General features: G+C 73.2%; 12 protein-coding genes. 7 read left to right on the plus strand and 5 right to left on the minus strand.

Going from position 1 to position 16,971, the window contains the following annotated elements; all coding sequences use genetic code 11:
* Both GPJ59_RS21445 and GPJ59_RS21450 read right to left on the minus strand, forming a co-directional pair.
* Positions 1-2,244, minus strand: a 2,244-nt coding sequence (locus GPJ59_RS21445; protein ID WP_219668853.1) for a glycosyltransferase family 2 protein, incomplete at its 3' end; no start/stop codon positions are given.
* 290 nt (positions 2,245-2,534) lie between these two features.
* Positions 2,535-2,798 carry a WhiB family transcriptional regulator gene (locus GPJ59_RS21450; RefSeq protein WP_003983763.1) on the minus strand — a complete coding sequence of 88 codons (264 nt, stop codon included), beginning with the start codon at positions 2,796-2,798 and terminating at the stop codon, positions 2,535-2,537.
* A gap of 721 nt (positions 2,799-3,519) precedes the next feature.
* Here GPJ59_RS21450 and GPJ59_RS21455 point away from each other — a divergent pair.
* The 3 genes from GPJ59_RS21455 (at position 3,520) to GPJ59_RS21465 (ending at position 6,455) form a co-directional block, all read left to right on the plus strand.
* Complete coding sequence (locus GPJ59_RS21455; protein ID WP_219668854.1) at positions 3,520-4,014, plus strand: cysteine dioxygenase; 495 nt, start codon at positions 3,520-3,522, stop codon at positions 4,012-4,014.
* Between the two features lie 66 nt (positions 4,015-4,080).
* Positions 4,081-5,034: a 2-phospho-L-lactate transferase gene (gene cofD / locus GPJ59_RS21460; RefSeq protein ID WP_219668855.1), complete on the plus strand. Its 954-nt coding sequence runs from the start codon at positions 4,081-4,083 to the stop codon at positions 5,032-5,034.
* Positions 5,031-6,455: a coenzyme F420-0:L-glutamate ligase gene (locus GPJ59_RS21465; RefSeq protein ID WP_308120405.1), complete on the plus strand. Its 1,425-nt coding sequence runs from the start codon at positions 5,031-5,033 to the stop codon at positions 6,453-6,455. Before cofD ends, GPJ59_RS21465 begins: the two co-directional genes overlap by 4 nt.
* Before the next feature lie 334 nt (positions 6,456-6,789).
* On the opposite strand, the gene GPJ59_RS21470 is transcribed toward GPJ59_RS21465, so the two are convergent.
* Both GPJ59_RS21470 and GPJ59_RS21475 read right to left on the minus strand, forming a co-directional pair.
* Positions 6,790-7,875, minus strand: a complete 1,086-nt coding sequence (locus GPJ59_RS21470) for a DNA-3-methyladenine glycosylase family protein (RefSeq protein ID WP_219668856.1) — start codon at positions 7,873-7,875, stop codon at positions 6,790-6,792.
* 66 nt (positions 7,876-7,941) lie between these two features.
* On the minus strand, positions 7,942-9,387 hold the full coding sequence (locus tag GPJ59_RS21475) for a peptidoglycan recognition protein family protein (RefSeq protein WP_219668857.1): 1,446 nt from the start codon (positions 9,385-9,387) through the stop codon (positions 7,942-7,944).
* A 151-nt stretch (positions 9,388-9,538) separates the two neighbouring features.
* On the opposite strand from GPJ59_RS21475, the gene GPJ59_RS21480 reads away from it, so the two are divergent.
* The 4 genes from GPJ59_RS21480 (at position 9,539) to GPJ59_RS21495 (ending at position 15,535) form a co-directional block, all read left to right on the plus strand.
* Positions 9,539-10,288 (plus strand): TIGR03089 family protein, encoded by a 750-nt coding sequence (locus tag GPJ59_RS21480; RefSeq protein ID WP_219668858.1) that lies wholly within the window; start codon positions 9,539-9,541, stop codon positions 10,286-10,288.
* A gap of 206 nt (positions 10,289-10,494) precedes the next feature.
* Positions 10,495-11,700, plus strand: a complete 1,206-nt coding sequence (locus tag GPJ59_RS21485; RefSeq protein ID WP_219668859.1) for an LCP family protein — start codon at positions 10,495-10,497, stop codon at positions 11,698-11,700.
* A 221-nt stretch (positions 11,701-11,921) separates the two neighbouring features.
* On the plus strand, positions 11,922-13,658 hold the full coding sequence (locus GPJ59_RS21490; RefSeq protein ID WP_219668860.1) for an LCP family protein: 1,737 nt from the start codon (positions 11,922-11,924) through the stop codon (positions 13,656-13,658).
* Positions 13,659-13,828: 170 nt separating this feature from the next.
* Positions 13,829-15,535, plus strand: a complete 1,707-nt coding sequence (locus GPJ59_RS21495; RefSeq protein ID WP_308120407.1) for an LCP family protein — start codon at positions 13,829-13,831, stop codon at positions 15,533-15,535.
* Positions 15,536-15,679: 144 nt separating this feature from the next.
* Here the strand turns inward: GPJ59_RS21495 and GPJ59_RS21500 are convergent, their stop codons facing one another.
* Positions 15,680-16,738 carry a glycosyltransferase family 2 protein gene (locus GPJ59_RS21500; protein ID WP_219668861.1) on the minus strand — a complete coding sequence of 353 codons (1,059 nt, stop codon included), beginning with the start codon at positions 16,736-16,738 and terminating at the stop codon, positions 15,680-15,682.
* Positions 16,739-16,971 lie beyond the last annotated feature (233 nt).

Here is a 16,971-nt window from a genome sequence, read left to right on the forward strand (position 1 = left end):
CACCAGCGAGACACGATGCACCTCACGCATGAGTTGTGCGGGCGCGACAGATGTGTAAAAGAGAGGGGGCCGCAGCAGCGCGCGCGGGGCGGCGAGCACCGCCCCGGCGGGAAGAGGCAGGCTTCCGGCCCGGGGCCCGCCGGGGCTGCCGGCCAGCAGGCCGAGGGCGGTCGCCGAGCCGGTGCCGTAGGGCAGTCCGGCCTCGTCCAGGAAGCGGCCCGGGTGCGTCAGCAGCCCGGCCGACCAGGGGGCGAGGAGGAGCAGCGGGGTGGCGGCGGTCGCGAGGAGGCGCGGGGCGTACGTCTTCCACTGCGCGCGGCGGGCGACCGCCAGGGTGGCGCCGAGGACGAGGGCGAGCGGCCACACGACCGGGGTGAAGGCGGTGGCCAGGGTCAGCAGCAGGGTGTACGTCCACACCGCGCGCCAGCTGCCCCGGCCGGCGCCGGGGCCGCCCCCGAGCCCGTACGCGGCGACGGCGGAGCGGGCGATCAGCGGCAGCAGCACCGCGAGGACGGCCGTGCCGAGCCGGCCGCCGGCCAGGGCCGCGGTGACGGCGGGCAGGAAGGCGTACGCGACGGCGGCCCAGGCGCGCAGCAGCCGGGAGTCGACCAGCGGCCGGGAGGCGAAGTAGGCGGTCAGGCCGGCGAGCGGGACGGAGCAGACCAGGAGCAGGGTCAGCGCGGTCCCGGTGGAGCCGAACAGCAGGGTGGCGAGGGCGCCGAGGACGGCGAGGTAGGGGGGTGCGCCGGCGGTGGTGCCGGCGGCGACGGGCTGCCAGCCGCCGGTGTAGGCGCGCCAGAGGTCGGGGCCGCTGCCGGGGGCGGGCAGCAGGGCGCCGCCCATCAGGGAGCCGCCGCCGATCAGGGCGCGGCAGGCGACGACGGAGACGAGCAGGAGGAGGGCGAAGAGGACGGGCGCGGGCCTGCGGGCGATCCGCTTCAGCCGGGCGAACTGCTCGACCTCCAGGTAGTCGGCGTCCTCGCCGCCAGGGCCCGACTCGACGGCCCCGCCGTGCCGGCCGGTGGCGGCCGGCTCGGTGTCGCGGCCGCTGCCGAGGTGCGTGGCGAGCTGTTCGAGGCCGGCGCGGACGGTGGCGCCGGGCGGCGGGAAGTAGCCGCGCAGGTCCCGGGGGGAGGCGACGGGCCGGCCGCGCCGGCGGCGGGCGGCGAGGATGCGGCCGGGCCGCAGCAGGGTGGCGAGCAGTCCGGTGAATTCGTCGACGGCCTGGCCGGGGGCCTTGCCGAGGAGGTAGCCGAGGGTGCGCAGCAGGGTGCCGAGGACCAGGCGGAGCAGGACGTAGGGCAGGGCTGCGGCGGAGACGCCGGTGAGCAGGGTGTAGGCGGCGCCTGCCTTGTCGACGCGGTGCGGGCTGGCCGGGGTGCGGCCGACGCAGTCGACGGTGCGGCGTTCGCGGGCGGCGGCCTCGGCGTGGCGCAGGACGGCGTCGGGGGCGACGAGGACGCTGTGGCCGGCCTGGTGGACGCGCCAGCACAGGTCGACGTCGTCGCGCATGAGGGGCAGCCGCCGGTCGAAGCCGCCGAGGGCGTCGTAGACGTCGCGGCGGATGAGCATGCCGGCGGAGGAGACGGAGAGGACGGCGCGGACCTGGTCGTGCTGGCCCTGGTCCTGTTCGCGGCGGTCGAGGCCGGTCCAGCGGCGGCCGCTGCGGGCGATGGTGACGCCGGCTTCGAGGAGCTGCTTCTTGTCGTACCAGCCGCGCAGTTTGGGGCCGACGACGGCGGCGTCCTCGTTGTCGTCGGCGACGCGGAGGAGTTCGGTGAGGGCGTCAGGTTCGGGCGCGCAGTCGTCGTGGAGCAGCCAGAGCCACTGGACGGGCTCGCCGTGGGGCAGTTCGGGCAGGTCGTAGGCGTCGTCCTGCCAGGTGCGGCTGACGGGGTCCCAGCCGCTGGGCCGCTTGAGGTAGGGCAGGTCGTCGGGGGTGAGGGTGCCGGCGGTGCGGACGGCCTCGTCGACGGCGGCGCCGAAGCCGGTGCGCCGGGCGAGGTGCAGGACGCGGTCGTCGCCGAGGGCCTCGCCGAGGAGGCGGGCGGAGTCGTCGGCGCTTCCGGTGTCGGCCGCGATGTGGTTCTGGACGGGGCGTTCCTGGTTCAGGAGTCCGCCGAGCGCCTGGGGCAGCCAGCGGGCGCCGTCGTGGGCGACGAGGACCGCGGTGACGACGTGCCGGGGGAAGGCGGGGGCGGCGGCCGCCTGGTGCAGTGCCGCCGGGTGGCTGTGCGGGGACATCGCGGTACGGGCCCTCCGGCTTTTGCTCCTCCCCGGGTGAGGGCCGGGGACGGGGGAGCCCCCGGACTGGAGCCCGGGGGAGTTCCGGGGGCGGGGGCCCTCGGAGGCTGCTGGACTGGCGCCCCACCCTAACGGCTGGAACAACAGCGGTCCGCCTCCTGCGGGGAAGGGGCAGGAGGCGGACCGTTTGCTCTGCTACTGCTCTGCTACGTATGTACGGATGCGGTGCGGTGTGCCGCCGGATGTACCGCCGACGTGTCGTCGAATGTGCTGAACCTGTCGTCGAATGTTCAGACCGCGGCCTTTTTCAGGCGGCGCCGCTCACGCTCGGAGAGGCCGCCCCAGATGCCGAAGCGTTCGTCGTTGGCGAGGGCGTATTCGAGGCATTCGGAGCGGACCTCACAGGCGAGGCAGACCTTCTTGGCCTCCCGGGTGGAGCCGCCCTTCTCGGGAAAGAAGGATTCGGGGTCGGTCTGGGCGCACAGGGCGCGCTCCTGCCATCCGAGCTCCTCGTCCGCCTCCTCGACCAGCAGTTCCTGAAACAGCTCGGTCATGTGCGCCCCTCGCTCTGTCTGTGCGTCCCCGTGGTGGCGTCGTTACGGGCCAACGGCCGGAACGACACGAGTGAAATTACAAATGTGTGGATCAGGGGCAGTCAAGCCGAGATCTGCTATTGGGCCCCTTATTCACTCTGCGGAACCAAACCTATACAGAAAGTGTTCATATCGCCAAAAATCGTGACACATGCCCTGTGCATGCCTGTGCGTGCCTTGTGCGCCCTGCGCGCGTCCTGCACGTCGGCGCGGGGTGACGCCTCGGCGGTGCCTCGCGGCGCCAGTCACCCGTTTCCGACGCGTCACCCTGTGGCGGGGTTGCGATTCGGCCACGGAAGCGGCGTAGATCACATTCCGGTCACGAAGACGGCTGCGCAGGTTTGGCCGTGTGAGCGCGACATCCCCGGCCATGGACTGCACAAACCTTTCTCCGGACGACGTGACCGGATGGGGTGAACCGCGTCCCGCACGGTGGACGGAAAGTTGACAGCCGGGCCCGGCGCCCGGTCTCCTTGTCCCCATGTCAGTGACCGCAGCCGCCAGCCGGACCCCCGTTCGTGGGTTCCTGCGCGCTGCCCAGGTTCGCTGTTGCTGTTTCAGCTGTTGCAGCTGTTGATGCCCGCGGAGCGTCCTGCTCCGGTCCGAGCTCCGGCCCTCCCCCACAGCAACCGCCCTGCGCCCGGCCCCTGCGCCGCCTGACACCCGTCGAGGTACCCCACCGATGAACAGCGACAGCGACCTCCAGATCGCCGGCGACATCCTCGAAGTCCCCCACCTGCTCCAGCCCGCCAAGGAGCACCCCACCACCGTGGCCGAGTTCGTCGGCCTGGCCCGCGAGATCGCCGCCGACCGCGGCCGGTGGGCCCATCTGGTCGAGTACGACGCCACCACCCGCTGGTACCACCGCCTGCACACCGGCCCGGGCTACGAGGTCTGGCTGCTGAGCTGGGTCCCCGGCCAGGGCAGCGGCCTGCACGACCACGGCCCCTCCTCGGGCGTGCTCACCGTCCTCGAAGGCGAGCTCACCGAGCGCAGCGCCCGCGGCCCGCTCTCCCTCGGCGCCGGCGCGCAGCGCGTCTTCGCCCCCGGCTACGCCCACGACGTCGTCAACGACTCCCTCGACGGCGCCGTCAGCCTGCACGTGTACTTCCCGGGCCTGACCGAGATGCCGATGCACCACTGCTCCGCGGCGGAGCTGGAGCCCGTGGGGGTCTGACGACCTGACCCCGTCACCCGACCACCGCCCCCTCATGAACAGCCTTCGGCTGACAGACTGTCGGGCATGCGCATTGTTGTTCTGGCCGGCGGTATCGGCGGCGCCCGTTTCCTTCGCGGACTGAAGTCGGCCGTGCCCGACGCGGACATCACGGTCATCGGCAACACCGGTGACGACATCCACCTGTTCGGGCTGAAGGTGTGCCCGGACCTGGACACCGTGATGTACACGCTCGGCGGCGGCATCAACGAGGAGCAGGGCTGGGGCCGCACCGACGAGTCCTTCACGGTCAAGGAGGAGCTCGCGGCGTACGGGGTCGGACCCGAGTGGTTCGGCCTCGGCGACCGCGACTTCGCCACCCACATCGTCCGTACCCAGATGATCTCCGCGGGCTACCCGCTGAGCGCCGTCACCGAGGCGCTGTGCGACCGCTGGCAGCCGGGCGTACGTCTGCTGCCGATGTCCGACGACCGGGTGGAGACCCATGTCGCCGTGACCCTGGACGGCGAGCGGCGGGTCGTCCACTTCCAGGAGTACTGGGTCAGGCTGCGTGCCTCGGTGGACGCGGAGGCCGTCGTGCCGGTCGGTGCCGAGCAGGCCAAGCCGGCGCCGGGCGTGCTGGAGGCGATCGCCGCCGCCGACGTCATCCTCTTCCCGCCGTCCAACCCCGTCGTCTCCGTGGGCACCATCCTGGCCGTGCCCGGCATCCGCGAGGCCGTGGCCGCCGCGCCGGCGCCCGTGGTGGGCCTGTCCCCCATCGTCGGCGGCGCCCCGGTGCGCGGAATGGCGGACAAGGTGCTCGCCGCGGTCGGCGTGGACGCGACGGCGGCGGCCGTGGCCCTGCACTACGGCGGCGACCTGCTGGACGGCTGGCTGGTGGACACCGCGGACGCGGACGCCGTCGCCGAGGTCGAGGCCGCGGGGATCGCCTGCCGGGCGGTGCCGCTGATGATGACCGACGTGGAGGCGACCGCGGCGATGGCCCGGGCGGCGCTGGACCTGGCGGGGGCCGGGCGGTGAGCGTGGGGTCCGAGGCGGGGACGCCCGCGGCGTCCGGGCACACCATGGCCCCCGCGTACGAGCAGAGCGCGGTGCCCGCGTGCGAGCAGAGCGTGGTCCCCGCGTACGAGCAGAGCGTGGTCCCCGCGTACGAGGTGCGGGCGGTGCCCGGGATCCCCGAGGTCCGGCCCGGCGACGATCTGGCGAAGGTGATCGCGTCGGCCGCGCCGGACCTGCGGGACGGCGACGTGCTGCTGGTCACCTCGAAGATCGTCTCCAAGGCGGAGGGCCGGATCGTCGCCGCGGACTCGCGCGAGGCCGCCGTCGACGCCGAGACCGTACGGGTGGTCGCCCGCCGCGGCACGCTGCGGATCGTGGAGAACCGCCAGGGCCTGGTGATGGCGGCGGCCGGGGTCGACGCGTCCAACACGGAGCCCGGCACGGTGCTGCTGCTGCCCGAGGCCCCCGACGCCTCGGCGCGCGCCCTGCGGGCCGGGCTCGCCCGGCTGCTGTCGGTGGACGTGGGCGTGATCGTCACGGACACGTTCGGGCGCCCCTGGCGCAACGGGCTCACGGACGTCGCGATCGGCGCGGCCGGCGTACGGGTGCTCGACGACCTGCGCGGCGGCACCGACGCGCACGGCAACCCGCTCAGCGCGACGGTCGTGGCCCTCGCCGACGAACTGGCGGCCGCCGGCGAGCTGGTCAAGGGCAAGGCGGCGGGGCTGCCGGTGGCGGTGGTCCGCGGTCTGGCGCACGTACGGGACGAGGGCGGCGGCCACGGGGAGGGCGCACGGCAACTGATCCGCCCGGCCGCCGACGACATGTTCCGCCTCGGCACCTCCGAGGCGGTCCGGGAGGCGGTCACCCAGCGCCGTACGGTCCGCTCCTTCACGGACGAGCCGGTGGACCCGGGCGCGGTACGGCGGGCGGTCGCGGCCGCCGTGACCGCGCCGGCGCCGCACCACACGACGCCGTGGCGGTTCGTGCTGCTGGAGTCGGCGGAGTCCCGGACGAAGCTGCTGGACGCGATGCGGGACGCGTGGATCGCGGACCTGCGGCGCGACGGCAAGTCGGAGGAGTCGATCGCGAAGCGGATCCGCCGCGGCGACGTGCTGCGCAACGCGCCGTACCTGGCCGTGCCGTGCATGGTGATGGACGGCGCGCACACGTACGGGCACGCGCGGCGGGACGCGGCCGAGCGGGAGATGTTCGTCGTGGCGACGGGCGCCGGCGTGCAGAACTTCTTGGTGGCGCTGGCCGGGGAGGGGCTGGGGTCGGCGTGGGTGTCTTCGACGATGTTCTGCCGGGACGTGGTGCGCGAGGTCTTGGGCCTCCCCGGGGGGTGGGAGCCGATGGGGGCGGTGGCTGTCGGGCATCCTGCGGGGGTGGCCTCGCCCAGGGCTGTTCGTGAGGCTTCGGCGTTCGTCGAGGTCAGGTGAGGCTGTCGCCTGCTGCGGGGCTCGGGCGTTGCCAGCCGGGGCCCGGGCTGTGCCCGTGGCTGCCGCTGCGCGGGGCCATTTCCCCACCCCGCCCCTTCCCGTAACCGGGGCTTCGCCCCGGACCCCCACCGGGCGCTCCGCGCCCGGCTTTCGGGGGCTCCGCCCCCGCACCCCCGCGCCTCAAACGCCGGCGAGGCTGGAAATGGCTGGGCTCCGCCCCGTCAGGGGCGCGAGGAACTGCGCGAGCAACCCACGCTGACGGAGAGCCGAAGGGCAAGGGGGGACCCCCAGGGGGCTGACAGGGGCCTGGCCCCAGGCGTAGGCCGAAGCTCGCTCACCACCGGGCGATGTCTGTCTTGCGCATCTTCGGGGTTCGGCGAGGTGGCGTTCGGCCGGACAGGAGGATCAGGCGGGTCGCGCGGTGGCGTTGGCCGGCGTACGGGGTGAGGAGGGTCAGCATCTCGGCGTCGTCGGCGTCGCGGTTGCCGGCGAGGGCGTAGCCGACCACGCCCGGCAGGTGCAGGTCGCCGGTGGTGACGGCGTCGGCGGCGCCGTTGCTGCGCTGGAGGGTCTCGGCGGAGGTCCAGGGGCCGATGCCGGGTACGAGTTCCAGGCGGGCCGCGGCCTCCGGCAGGTCCATGGCCGCTGCCTCCTCCAGCCTCGGCGCGACCCGCGCGGCGCGCAGGATCGTCCCCGAGCGCTTCGCGTCGACGCCGGCCCGGTGCCAGTCCCAGGACGGGATGCGCCGCCAGGTCCGGGCGTCGGGCATGACCGACAGCCGGTACCCGTCGCCCGGGCCGGGGCCGGGCGCCGGCTCGCCGTACTGGCTGACGAGGCGGCGCCAGGCGCGGTACGCCTCGTCGGTGGTGACCTTCTGCTCCAGGATCGTCGGGATCAGCGACTCCAGGACCAGGCCGGTCCGGGTCAGGCGCAGGCCCGGACAGCGGCGGTGGCTGGCGTGGACCAGGCGGTGGCGGGGGACGAAGGCGTCGGGGTCGTCGTCGGCGCCGAGCAGGGCCGGCAGGCCGTCGAGCAGCCAGTCCGCGCCGGGCCCCCAGGCCTCGGCCGTGACCCGGCCCGCATGCAGGGAGACCCGGAGCGTGCCGGGGCCCTGCGGGGTGCGGACGGCCCGCCAGACGGAACCGTCGGGGGTGACGCGGAAGGTGGGGTCGCCGGGGCCGCGGCGCAGCGGGCCGAGGGTCAGGCCGATGTCGGTGGGTCCTGGCGGATCCCACACTCGCTGTCTGCCACCGCCTGGCTGCCCCCGACCCTGCCCATGTACCTGACCCTGCCCATGTACCTGCGCCTGCCCCTGTGCCTGTGCCTGTGCCTGTCCCTGTGCCTGACCCTGGCCTGCGGGGACGCCGGTCCAGCCTCCGCGTACGGCGGTCCGGGAGGGGGGTGTGAAACGTCCGGCCATGGCCCGAGCGTAGCCCGCACGGGGTGCCCACCGCCGCCCCGTGCGGGGTGGCCGCCCCCGCCGGCCCTACGGCCGCCCCTGGAGCTTCGCCGAAGCCGTGCGGGTCGGGGGGAGCTTTGCGTACAGGAGGCGGCCCGGGCATTCCGTGGCGAAGCCGTCGCGGTGGCCGGAGATGACGTTCATGCGGACGGCCCGGCCCTTCGGGTAGAGGTTTCCGCCGCCCGAGGTCAGGCTCGTCCGCGCGCGCGGGTCCGCGTTGAAGAGGCCGAGCTTCCAGGCCGTGAGGCGGGCCACCGCGTCCAGGGCCGCCCCCGGCGGGTTGACCTTGGTGTACGAGCCGAGGACCACCACGCCCATGCTGTTGGTGTTGAAGCCCATCGTGTGGGCGCCCTGCACCGGCTTGGCGACGCCGCCCGCGCGGCCCTCGTAGACGGTTCCGCACTTGTCGACGGCGAAGTTGTAGCCGAAGTCGCGCCAGCCGCTGCTGACGACGTGGTAGCGGTACAGGCTGCGCAGCACCGCCGGGGCGTCCTTGCAGGCGTAGTTGTTGCCGGAGGCGCTGTGGTGGACGAAGGCCGCCTTGACCGTGTTCGTGTAGACGAAGCCGGGCTCGCGCAGCGACTCGTTCGCGCCCCATCCCTTGCGGGTGACGATGCGCGGGCGCGGGCCGATGTACGGGCGGGCGGCGGCGCTGAGGGTGCCGTCGCTCGCGAACACCGCGTCGGCCGTCGCGTCCGACTTGTTCAGTGCCTTGATCTCGCCCGCGCCCATCGGCGCCAGCGGCACGTTCGCCGACGAGGCCTCCGCCGCCGCCATCGACATTCCGGGGACGGTCATCTCTCCCTTGTCGTCCCCGACCGGGGAGGTGCCGGCAGACGTGTCGGTGGTCGTGTCGGTGGTTGTGTCCGTGCCGTTCTTGCCGTTCTTGCCGTCCGACGCCGGGGCTGTCGACGGCAGGCCGGGGTCGACCAGTTCGATGCGCATCCCGGACGGCAGCCGGCCGTGCGAGCGGGCCGGGCCCGCGCCCGGTTCCGCGTGGACCCGGACCTCCACGCCGTCGGACTCCCCGACCCACAGCGGCGCCGTGGCCCCGCGGACCCGGCCCGAGCCGCTCTCCGCGGCGTCCGGGTCGGCGGCGTGCTCGCTGTTGTGGGTCTCCACGTCCTGCCAGTCGGACCAGCGGGCCGTGTGCGCGTCCCGGGTGCGGACCTGGACCTGGCCGACGAGTTCCGTGCGCGCGTCGTCCCACACGACGCCGACCATCGAGAACCTCTCGACCTCGCGTGCGGCGAGCCCCCGCGTCTCGGGCAGCAGGCGCGCGGAGCCCCGTACGGCCTCCCCGTACGGGTGCAGCGGGACCAGGGGCAGCGACTGGGTGGAGCCGGAGGCGGCGGCGGGCGTGTCGGGGGTGTCGGGGGCGGACTCGGCCAGGGCGGGGGCGGCGAGCGCGAGCGGGAGCGCCAGTGCGGCCGCGGCGGCGACGCCGATCGAGGAAGCAAGGAATCCACGCATGGAATGGATGCTGAGCACACTCACCCGGGGTCGCCAGCCGGAGCTGACGGGGTGTCGGGCGGCGTGGCGGGCCTGCCTGGGCCGTACGGGGGAGGTCCGCGGCGCCCGTTCGGGGGACGGCCCGGGAGGGGCCCGGCGTACGCTGTGCCGGGTGAACGCCACTGACCGCACCCCTGCCGACCTGCTGCGATCCGCGCTCGCCGCCGATCCGGGCCGCCCTCTCGTGACCTTCTACGACGACGCCACCGGTGAGCGCGTCGAATTGTCCGTCGCCACCTTCGCCAATTGGGTGGCCAAGACCGCCAATCTCCTCCAGGGCGATCTGGCCGCCGGACCCGGGGACCGGCTCGCGCTGCTGCTGCCGGCGCACTGGCAGACGGCGGTGTGGCTGCTGGCCGCCGCCTCGGTCGGGGTGGTCGTGGAGGTCGGCGGGGACCCGGCCGGTGCGGACCTGGTGGTGAGCGGTCCGGACACGCTGGAGGAGGCGCGGGCCTGCTCGGGCGAGCGGGTGGCGCTGGCGCTGCGGCCGCTGGGCGGCCGGTTCCCGCAGCCGCCGGCCGGGTTCGCCGACTACGCGGTGGAGGTGCCGGGGCAGGGCGACCGGTTCGTCCCGTTCGCGCCGGTGGACCCCGAGGGTCCGGGGCTGGTCGTGGGCGGTACGGAGCTGTCGTACGCGGAGCTGGTGGAGCGGGCCCGCGAGGACGCGGCGGGGCTCGGCCCGGGCCCGGGCGACCGGGTACTGTCCGGGCTCGGCTACGACACGTGGGAGGGGCTGTCGGCGGGCCTGTACGGGCCGCTGGCGACCGGCGGGTCGGTGGTGCTGTGCCGGCACCTGGACCGGTTGTCCGCCGAGGGGCTGGCGCAGCGGGTGGAGAGCGAGCGCGTCACCCGGACCGCGTAGTCCGTCCCGGTAGTCCGTCCCGGTCGGGGGTCACCCGTCCTGCTCAACGGCCGCGACGGCCGATTTGTCACCCACACGGCTCAAGGAACCCCCCTCACCCCGGGCCGTCCCCGCGGCCCGGGGTGAGGATCGGGCGAGAGCTGTGGAAGCGCCGGATCGGATCGTCACCGAGGCGGATCGTCGAGCGTGAGGGGACGGACACGGAAGTGACCGGCAGCGCGGGCATACCGGGCGGGACCGGAGCGGCCGGAGGCGGACCGACGCCTCCGCGGGGCCGCCGCCGCACGCTGCTGCGCTGGGTCGGGATCGGGATGGCGCTGCTGGTGCTGGCGGGCGCGGCCACGGGCTGGTGGCTCTACCGCAAGCTCGACGGCAACATCCGCGAGGACACCTCCGCGGCGGCCGAGCTGGAGCGCTACGAGCGGGAGCGGCCGGCCCACGCCGTCGACGGGGCCCGCAACGTCCTGGTGATCGGCTCGGACTCGCGCTCGGGCCGGGAGAACGCCAAGTACGGCCAGGACCGGGGCACGCAGCGGTCGGACACCACGATCCTGCTGCACCTGCCGGCGGACCGGGCGAGCGTGACGGCCGTCTCGATACCGCGGGACCTGATGACCCGCGTCCCCGCCTGCCTGCGCGCCGACGGCGGCCGCACCGAGGAGCAGTTCGCCCAGTTCAACTGGGCCTTCCAGTGGGGCGGGGCGGCCTGCACGGTCCGTACGGTCGAGGCCATGACCGGGGTGCGCGTCGACCACCACATGGTGGTGGACTTCGGCGGCTTCAAGAAGATGGTCGACGCCATCGGCGGGGTCGAGGTCTGCCTGAAGGCGCCGGTGGACGACGCCGAGGCGAAGCTGCGGCTGCCCGCCGGCCGGCAGGTCCTCATGGGCGAGCAGGCCCTCGGGTTCGTACGGGCCCGCTACAGCCTGGGCAACGGCAGCGACACCGAACGCATGGAGCGCCAGCAGCAGTTCCTCGCCTCGATGGTGCGCAAGGTGCAGAGCAACGGGGTGCTGCTCAACCCGGCCCGGCTGTACCCGCTGCTGGACGCGGCGACCTCGTCCGTCACCACGGACCCGGGGCTGGCGTCGCTGCGCGGGCTGTACGAGCTCGTGCGGGACTTCCGTGACGTGCCCACCGACCAGATCCGGTTCCTGACCGTACCCCGTAGGCCGTACGCGCCGAACCCCAACCGGGACGAGCTGTCCGAGCCCGAAGCGGAACGGCTTTTTCGTCAGCTGCGGCTGGACGAGCCGATCACGGTGACCCCGGCGCACCCCCAGAGCGCGCAGGACGTGTCACGGGGTGCGGTCGGGCGGGGCGGTGACCTGCGCGGAAACGGAACCACTCCGCCGCCTGCACCCGTCCCTACTTTCACGGGGACCACCGCCGGCATCGCCCCGTGCCGGTAAAGCAATCCCAAAAGCCGTTGCCCGAACCGGGCGTGATGGCGGGTTTGCCCCGTTATAAGGGGAGTGGAATTTGTCACCAGCATGGTTTGACGCCGAACGGGACGGATAAGGTGAGCGATCCGGTGCCCGGTAGGCCGAAAGCCGTGCACCAGCAGCCGGATCGTTGAGCGAGCGCCATGGGGGAGGCGTGTAGCGAAGCACCGACGGAGGACTCGACAACCGTGGATGCGCAAAGCCGTGGGCGGGCAGATGAGATCGACCCCGCAGACCAGTGGGTTCTCAACCCCCGCACCGGCAACTACGAACTGCGACTGAACCGCTCCACTGCGCAAGCCCCGTCGGTGGCCCCGCCCCGCAGATCCCGCTCGGCCCCGGCCGAGCCCCCCGGCACCACGCCCAAGACCCCCGGGGCTCCCAAGGCCCCCGGCAAGCCCTCCCCGGCCGTCCCCGGCCCGCGGCGCGGCGACGGTCCGCCCGGCGGCCGCCGCCCCGGGCGCAAACGCAAGGGCGGAGGCGGCCGCAAGGGGCTGAGGATCCTCGGCGGCTCGCTGGCGTTCCTGCTGGTCGGCGGAGCCGTGGCGGGCTATCTGTACTACGACCACCTCAACAGCAACATCAACACCACGGATGTCGGCGACGCCGGCAGCGGCGGCTTCAAGAAGGACCAGCCGATCAACATCCTGGTGATCGGCACCGACAAGCGCACCGGCGCGGGCAACGAGGGCTACGGCGACAAGGACAGCCCCGGCCACGCGGACACGACGTTCCTCTTCCACGTCTCGAAGGACCGGACGAACGCCACCGCCCTGTCCATCCCCCGCGACCTGATCACGGACATCCCGAACTGCCCGACCAAGCAGCCGAACGGCTCGATCAAGGACATCCCCGGTGAGCGCGGTGTCCGCTTCAACACCAGCCTCGGGCAGGCGGGCCGCGACCCGGGCTGCACGATGCGCACGGTCAAGCAGCTGACCGGGATCCAGGTGGACCACTTCATGATGGCGGACTTCAACGCCGTCAAGACGCTGAGCGCGGCGGTCGGCGGCGTACCGGTGTGCCTGGAGAAGGCCGTGGACGACGAGGACTCCAAGCTGAAGCTGGGGCCCGGCGAGCACCGGCTGCAGGGTGAGCAGGCCCTCGCGTTCGTCCGGACCCGGCACGCCTTCGGCAACGAGAGCGATCTCGACCGGATCAAGACCCAGCAGCAGTTCCTGAGTTCGATGATCCGCGAGATGAAGTCGAAGGACACGCTGACCAGCCCGAAGAAGCTGTTCTCCCTGGCGGAGGCGGCGACCAAGGCACTGAGCGTGGACACGGGGATAGGGACCATCGGCAAACTGCAGGACCTGGCCGGTGAGTTGAAGGGGGTCAACCCCAAGAACATCACCTTCACCACCCTGCCCGTCGTCGACAACCCGGCCGAGCGGGTCAAGGCCACGGTCGTCGTCAGCCCCAGCCAGGCCGAACCGCTGCTCCAGATGATCCGCGGGGACGTCTCGCTCACCGAGGTCGAGGCCAAGGAGAAGGCCGCGGCCGACGCCCGCAGGAGCCAGCAGGAGGCCCTGCTCCAGGGCAACCGGTCGCAGCCCGGCGAGGTACGGGTGGACGTGTACAACGGCGGCGGGCCCAAGGGCTCGGCCGGGACCACGCTGACCTGGCTGCAGAACTCCAAGGGAGTGGGCCGGGCCAGTAACCTCGGCAACGCACCGGCGAAACTCGATGCCACCACACTGGAGTACGCGCCCAACCAGGCCGACCAGGCGCGTGCGCTGGCGGACATGATGGGCCTGCCGGCGTCGGCGTTGAAGATCGCTGCGGCGGACGCTCCGGCGGGCACCCCGATGAAGCTCACGCTCGGCGCGGACTTCAAGGGTGCCGGCATCTCGCTCACCGCCCCGCAGAAGGCACCCGAGGACATCCAGCGGGTCGAGGCGGACAAGGCGGTCTGCGTCAAATAGCTCAAGCTCCAGCTCAAGCTCCAGCTCCGGCTCCGGCAGGCCCGCACCGCCTGCCGGAGCGGGGCGCATCAGCACGGAACACGACCTGACACACATCAGGGCGGAACACGACCTGACACACATCAGGACCGGGTCAAGGGGTTGACCTGCGTCTTCGAGGGGGGAAACGCGTGAGGCACAGCAGTGTGCGCGGAGAGGGTGCGCCCGGCGCAGCCGCCGATGGCATATCGGGCGGTGGCGCGGGCGCGTCCGCCGGCATACCCGGGCCGCGTGGGGAGGCGGCCGGCGGCGGGGGCAAGGGCCGCGCCGCGGGGACCGGCGACGCCGGCGGGCCGCCCCGCCGCGGCAAGCGCCGCGTCCTGCGCTGGGTCGCGTCGGTCACGGCCCTGCTCATACTCGGCACGGCCGGAGCCGGCTACCTGTACTACACGTACCTCAACGGCAACATCCGCACGGACGCCCTGAACCTCGGCGACAACAAGCTGAGCGCGCCCCGGCCCAACGCCTTCGGGCAGACCCCGCTGAACATCCTGCTCATCGGCTCCGACGCCCGCGACGGCGAGGAGAACAAGGCGCTGGGCGGGGCCAAGGACTCCTTCGACGGGCCGCCGCTCGCCGACGTCCAGATGCTGCTGCACCTGTCGGCCGACCGCAGCAACATGTCGGTGATCTCGATGCCGCGCGACACCCTGCTGAAGATGCCCAAGTGCACCGAGCCGAACGGCAAGGTCCACCAGGCCAGCAAGGGCCTCGTGCAGACCAACGAGTCGCTCCAGCGGGGCGGGCCGGGCTGCACGGTCGCCACCTGGCAGGAGCTGACGGGCATCCCGATCCAGCACTTCATGATGATCGACTTCAAGGGCGTGGTGTCGATGGCGGACGCCATCGGAGGGGTGCCGGTCTGCGTCGACAAGAACGTCAACTCCCGCACCAGGGACGGTAAGGGCTCGGGCCTGAAGCTGCCCGCGGGGACGAGCACCATCCAGGGCGAGCAGGCCCTGCAGTGGCTGCGCACCCGCTACGGCTTCGAGGACGGCACGGACATCGCGCGGACCCACGCCCAGCACATGTACATGAACGCGCTGGCCCGCGAGTTCCGCAAGAACGCCAAGCTCAGCAACCCGGTCAAGCTCAACAGCCTGGCGCAGGCGGCGATCGAGGCGATGGTCGTGGACAACGGCCTGAACAAGATCGACAAGCTGTACGACCTGAGCATGGAGCTCAAGAAGGTCCCCACCGGCCGGATCACCATGACCACCATGCCGTGGATCTGGAGCCCGCAGGACAGCAACCGCGTCGAGCCCAAGCCGGGCGAGGCCGAGGAGCTGTTCCGGATGGTCCGCGAGGACATCCCGCTGGACGGCCAGGGCACCCCGCAGCCCGGTGCCTCCGCGAGCGCCGCCGCCTCCCCGGCCCCCACCTCCGCCCCGCCGTCGCAGCCGGCCACCGACCCGGCGGCGCCGCCGGCGAAGATCCCGGTCATGGTGCGCAATGCCACGGGCGGCAAGGGCGCGGCGGAGAGCAAGGTCAAGAACCGGGCCAACGAGATCGCCGCCCTGCTCGTCTCCAAGGGCTTCACCAAGGCCGTGGCGGACTCGCAGACGGCCGGCGAGGACACCACGCTGATCCGGTACGCGAGCCTGGACCAGGCCGGTGACGCGCATGCCGTGGCCGCCGCCCTGGGGCTGCCGCCGACGGCGGTGCAGCGCTCCACGGACGTCTCCGGGGTCACCCTGTTCGTCGGCAAGGACTGGCGGACGGGTAACGCCCCGACCCCGCCCCCGCCGCCCGCGACCAAGGCCCCGGACTCGGCGCGCCCGCTCAACGGCGACGACGAGAAGGCCTGCATGAAGGTGCAGGACGGCTTCACCTGGTGACGCGCCCCTGAGGGGGACGTACGGGGCGCATTCGGTACGAGGAAGGGCCCGGCGGGAGATCCCGCCGGGCCCTTCCTCGTACCGAATGCGCCCCGCTGGTGCCGTACGCCGTTACTGCCGTACGCCGCGGGGTGTCGTACGCCGCTACTGCCGTACGTCCGCGCGCCCCGCGGCCGGGTCGGCCTGCACCGCCGGGCGGCGGCTGGCGATGACCTTGGCGGCCAGGGAGCGCGGGCTGGTCAGGAAGCCGAAGCCCCAGGACATGTGCATGGTCGCCAGGGCGACGGGGATCTGCGCCCGCGCCTTGAGCGGCAGGCCCTTGCCCGCCGGGACCGAGCCGGCGGTGATCGCGGCCAGGTACCCGGCCGGGACGGCGAAGGCCCACGGGGTCACGGCCGCGCCCAGGACCAGGCCCGCCGCGATGGCGCACACGGCGGCCGGCGGGGCCAGGTAGCGCAGGTTGATCGAGCCGCGGTGGTAGCGCGCCACGACGTGCCGCCAGCGGCCGTAGTCCTTGTACTGCTTGGCCAGCGCCTTCACGGACGGCCGCGGCCGGTACTGGACCTTCAGCTCGGGCGAGAACCAGATCAGCCCGCCGGCCTCGCGGATGCGGAAGTTCAGCTCCCAGTCCTGGGCCCGGATGAACTCCTCGTTGTAGCCGCCCTGCTGCTCCAGCGCCTCGCGCCGGAAGACCCCGAGGTAGACGGTGTCCGCGGGCCCGGCCTGCCCACCGGTGTGGAAGGCGGCGTTCCCGACGCCGATCTTCGAGGTCATCGCGGCGGCGACGGCGTCCTCCCAGGCGTTCTCGCCCTCGGCGTGCATGATGCCGCCGACGTTCTGCGCGCCGGTCTCCTCCAGGAGGCGGACGGCGTTGGCGATGTAGTTCGGGGAGAGCATGCCGTGCCCGTCGACGCGTACCACGATCGGGTGACGGGAGGCCTTGATGGCGGCATTGAGGGCGGCGGGGGTGCGGCCGGTGGGGTTCGGCACGGTGTGGACGCGCGCTCGTGCATCGGATGCAGTCTCGCGGACGAGCTCGGCGGCGATCTCGTCGGTACGGTCCGTGGACGGGCCGAGCGCGATCACCACCTCCATCTCGCCGGCGTAGTCCTGAGCGAGGATGTGCCGGACGGAGTCACGCAGGTGGCGTTCCTCGTTGAGCACCGGCATGATCACCGAGACTGCGGGCTGCTGGGTGGGCATGGGGTCCTTCACGGTCGGGTATCGCTGCCACGTTACCGCGTACGAGGGAAACGGGTGCGCGCCGGACGGGCAGTACGGCGGTCGCTGATCGTATGGGCCTACTGTTCTGACGAATCTCCCCTGCCGCCGCGGAGGTGTCCCCCGTGCCCCAGCCGCACCGCTCCCCCCGTCCGCCCCGGCCCCCGCAGCCCGCCCGGCGGCCGCGCGGCGGGGGCCTCGACGATCGCGGCGGT

The sequence above is a fragment of the Streptomyces bambusae genome (genome assembly GCF_019400985.1).
GTDB lineage: Bacteria > Actinomycetota > Actinomycetes > Streptomycetales > Streptomycetaceae > Streptomyces > Streptomyces bambusae_A.

Bases quoted from the DNA above. Each gene is read 5' to 3' on its own strand.
- GPJ59_RS21455 (WP_219668854.1), top strand. From the start codon at position 3,520: ATGAACAGCGACAGCGACCTCCAGATCGCCGGCGACATCCTCGAAGTC.
- GPJ59_RS21500 (WP_219668861.1), bottom strand. From the start codon at position 16,738: ATGCCCACCCAGCAGCCCGCAGTCTCGGTGATCATGCCGGTGCTCAAC.
- cofD (WP_219668855.1), top strand. From the start codon at position 4,081: ATGCGCATTGTTGTTCTGGCCGGCGGTATCGGCGGCGCCCGTTTCCTT.
- GPJ59_RS21475 (WP_219668857.1), bottom strand. From the start codon at position 9,387: ATGCGTGGATTCCTTGCTTCCTCGATCGGCGTCGCCGCCGCGGCCGCA.
- GPJ59_RS21450 (WP_003983763.1), bottom strand. From the start codon at position 2,798: ATGACCGAGCTGTTTCAGGAACTGCTGGTCGAGGAGGCGGACGAGGAG.
- GPJ59_RS21470 (WP_219668856.1), bottom strand. From the start codon at position 7,875: ATGGCCGGACGTTTCACACCCCCCTCCCGGACCGCCGTACGCGGAGGC.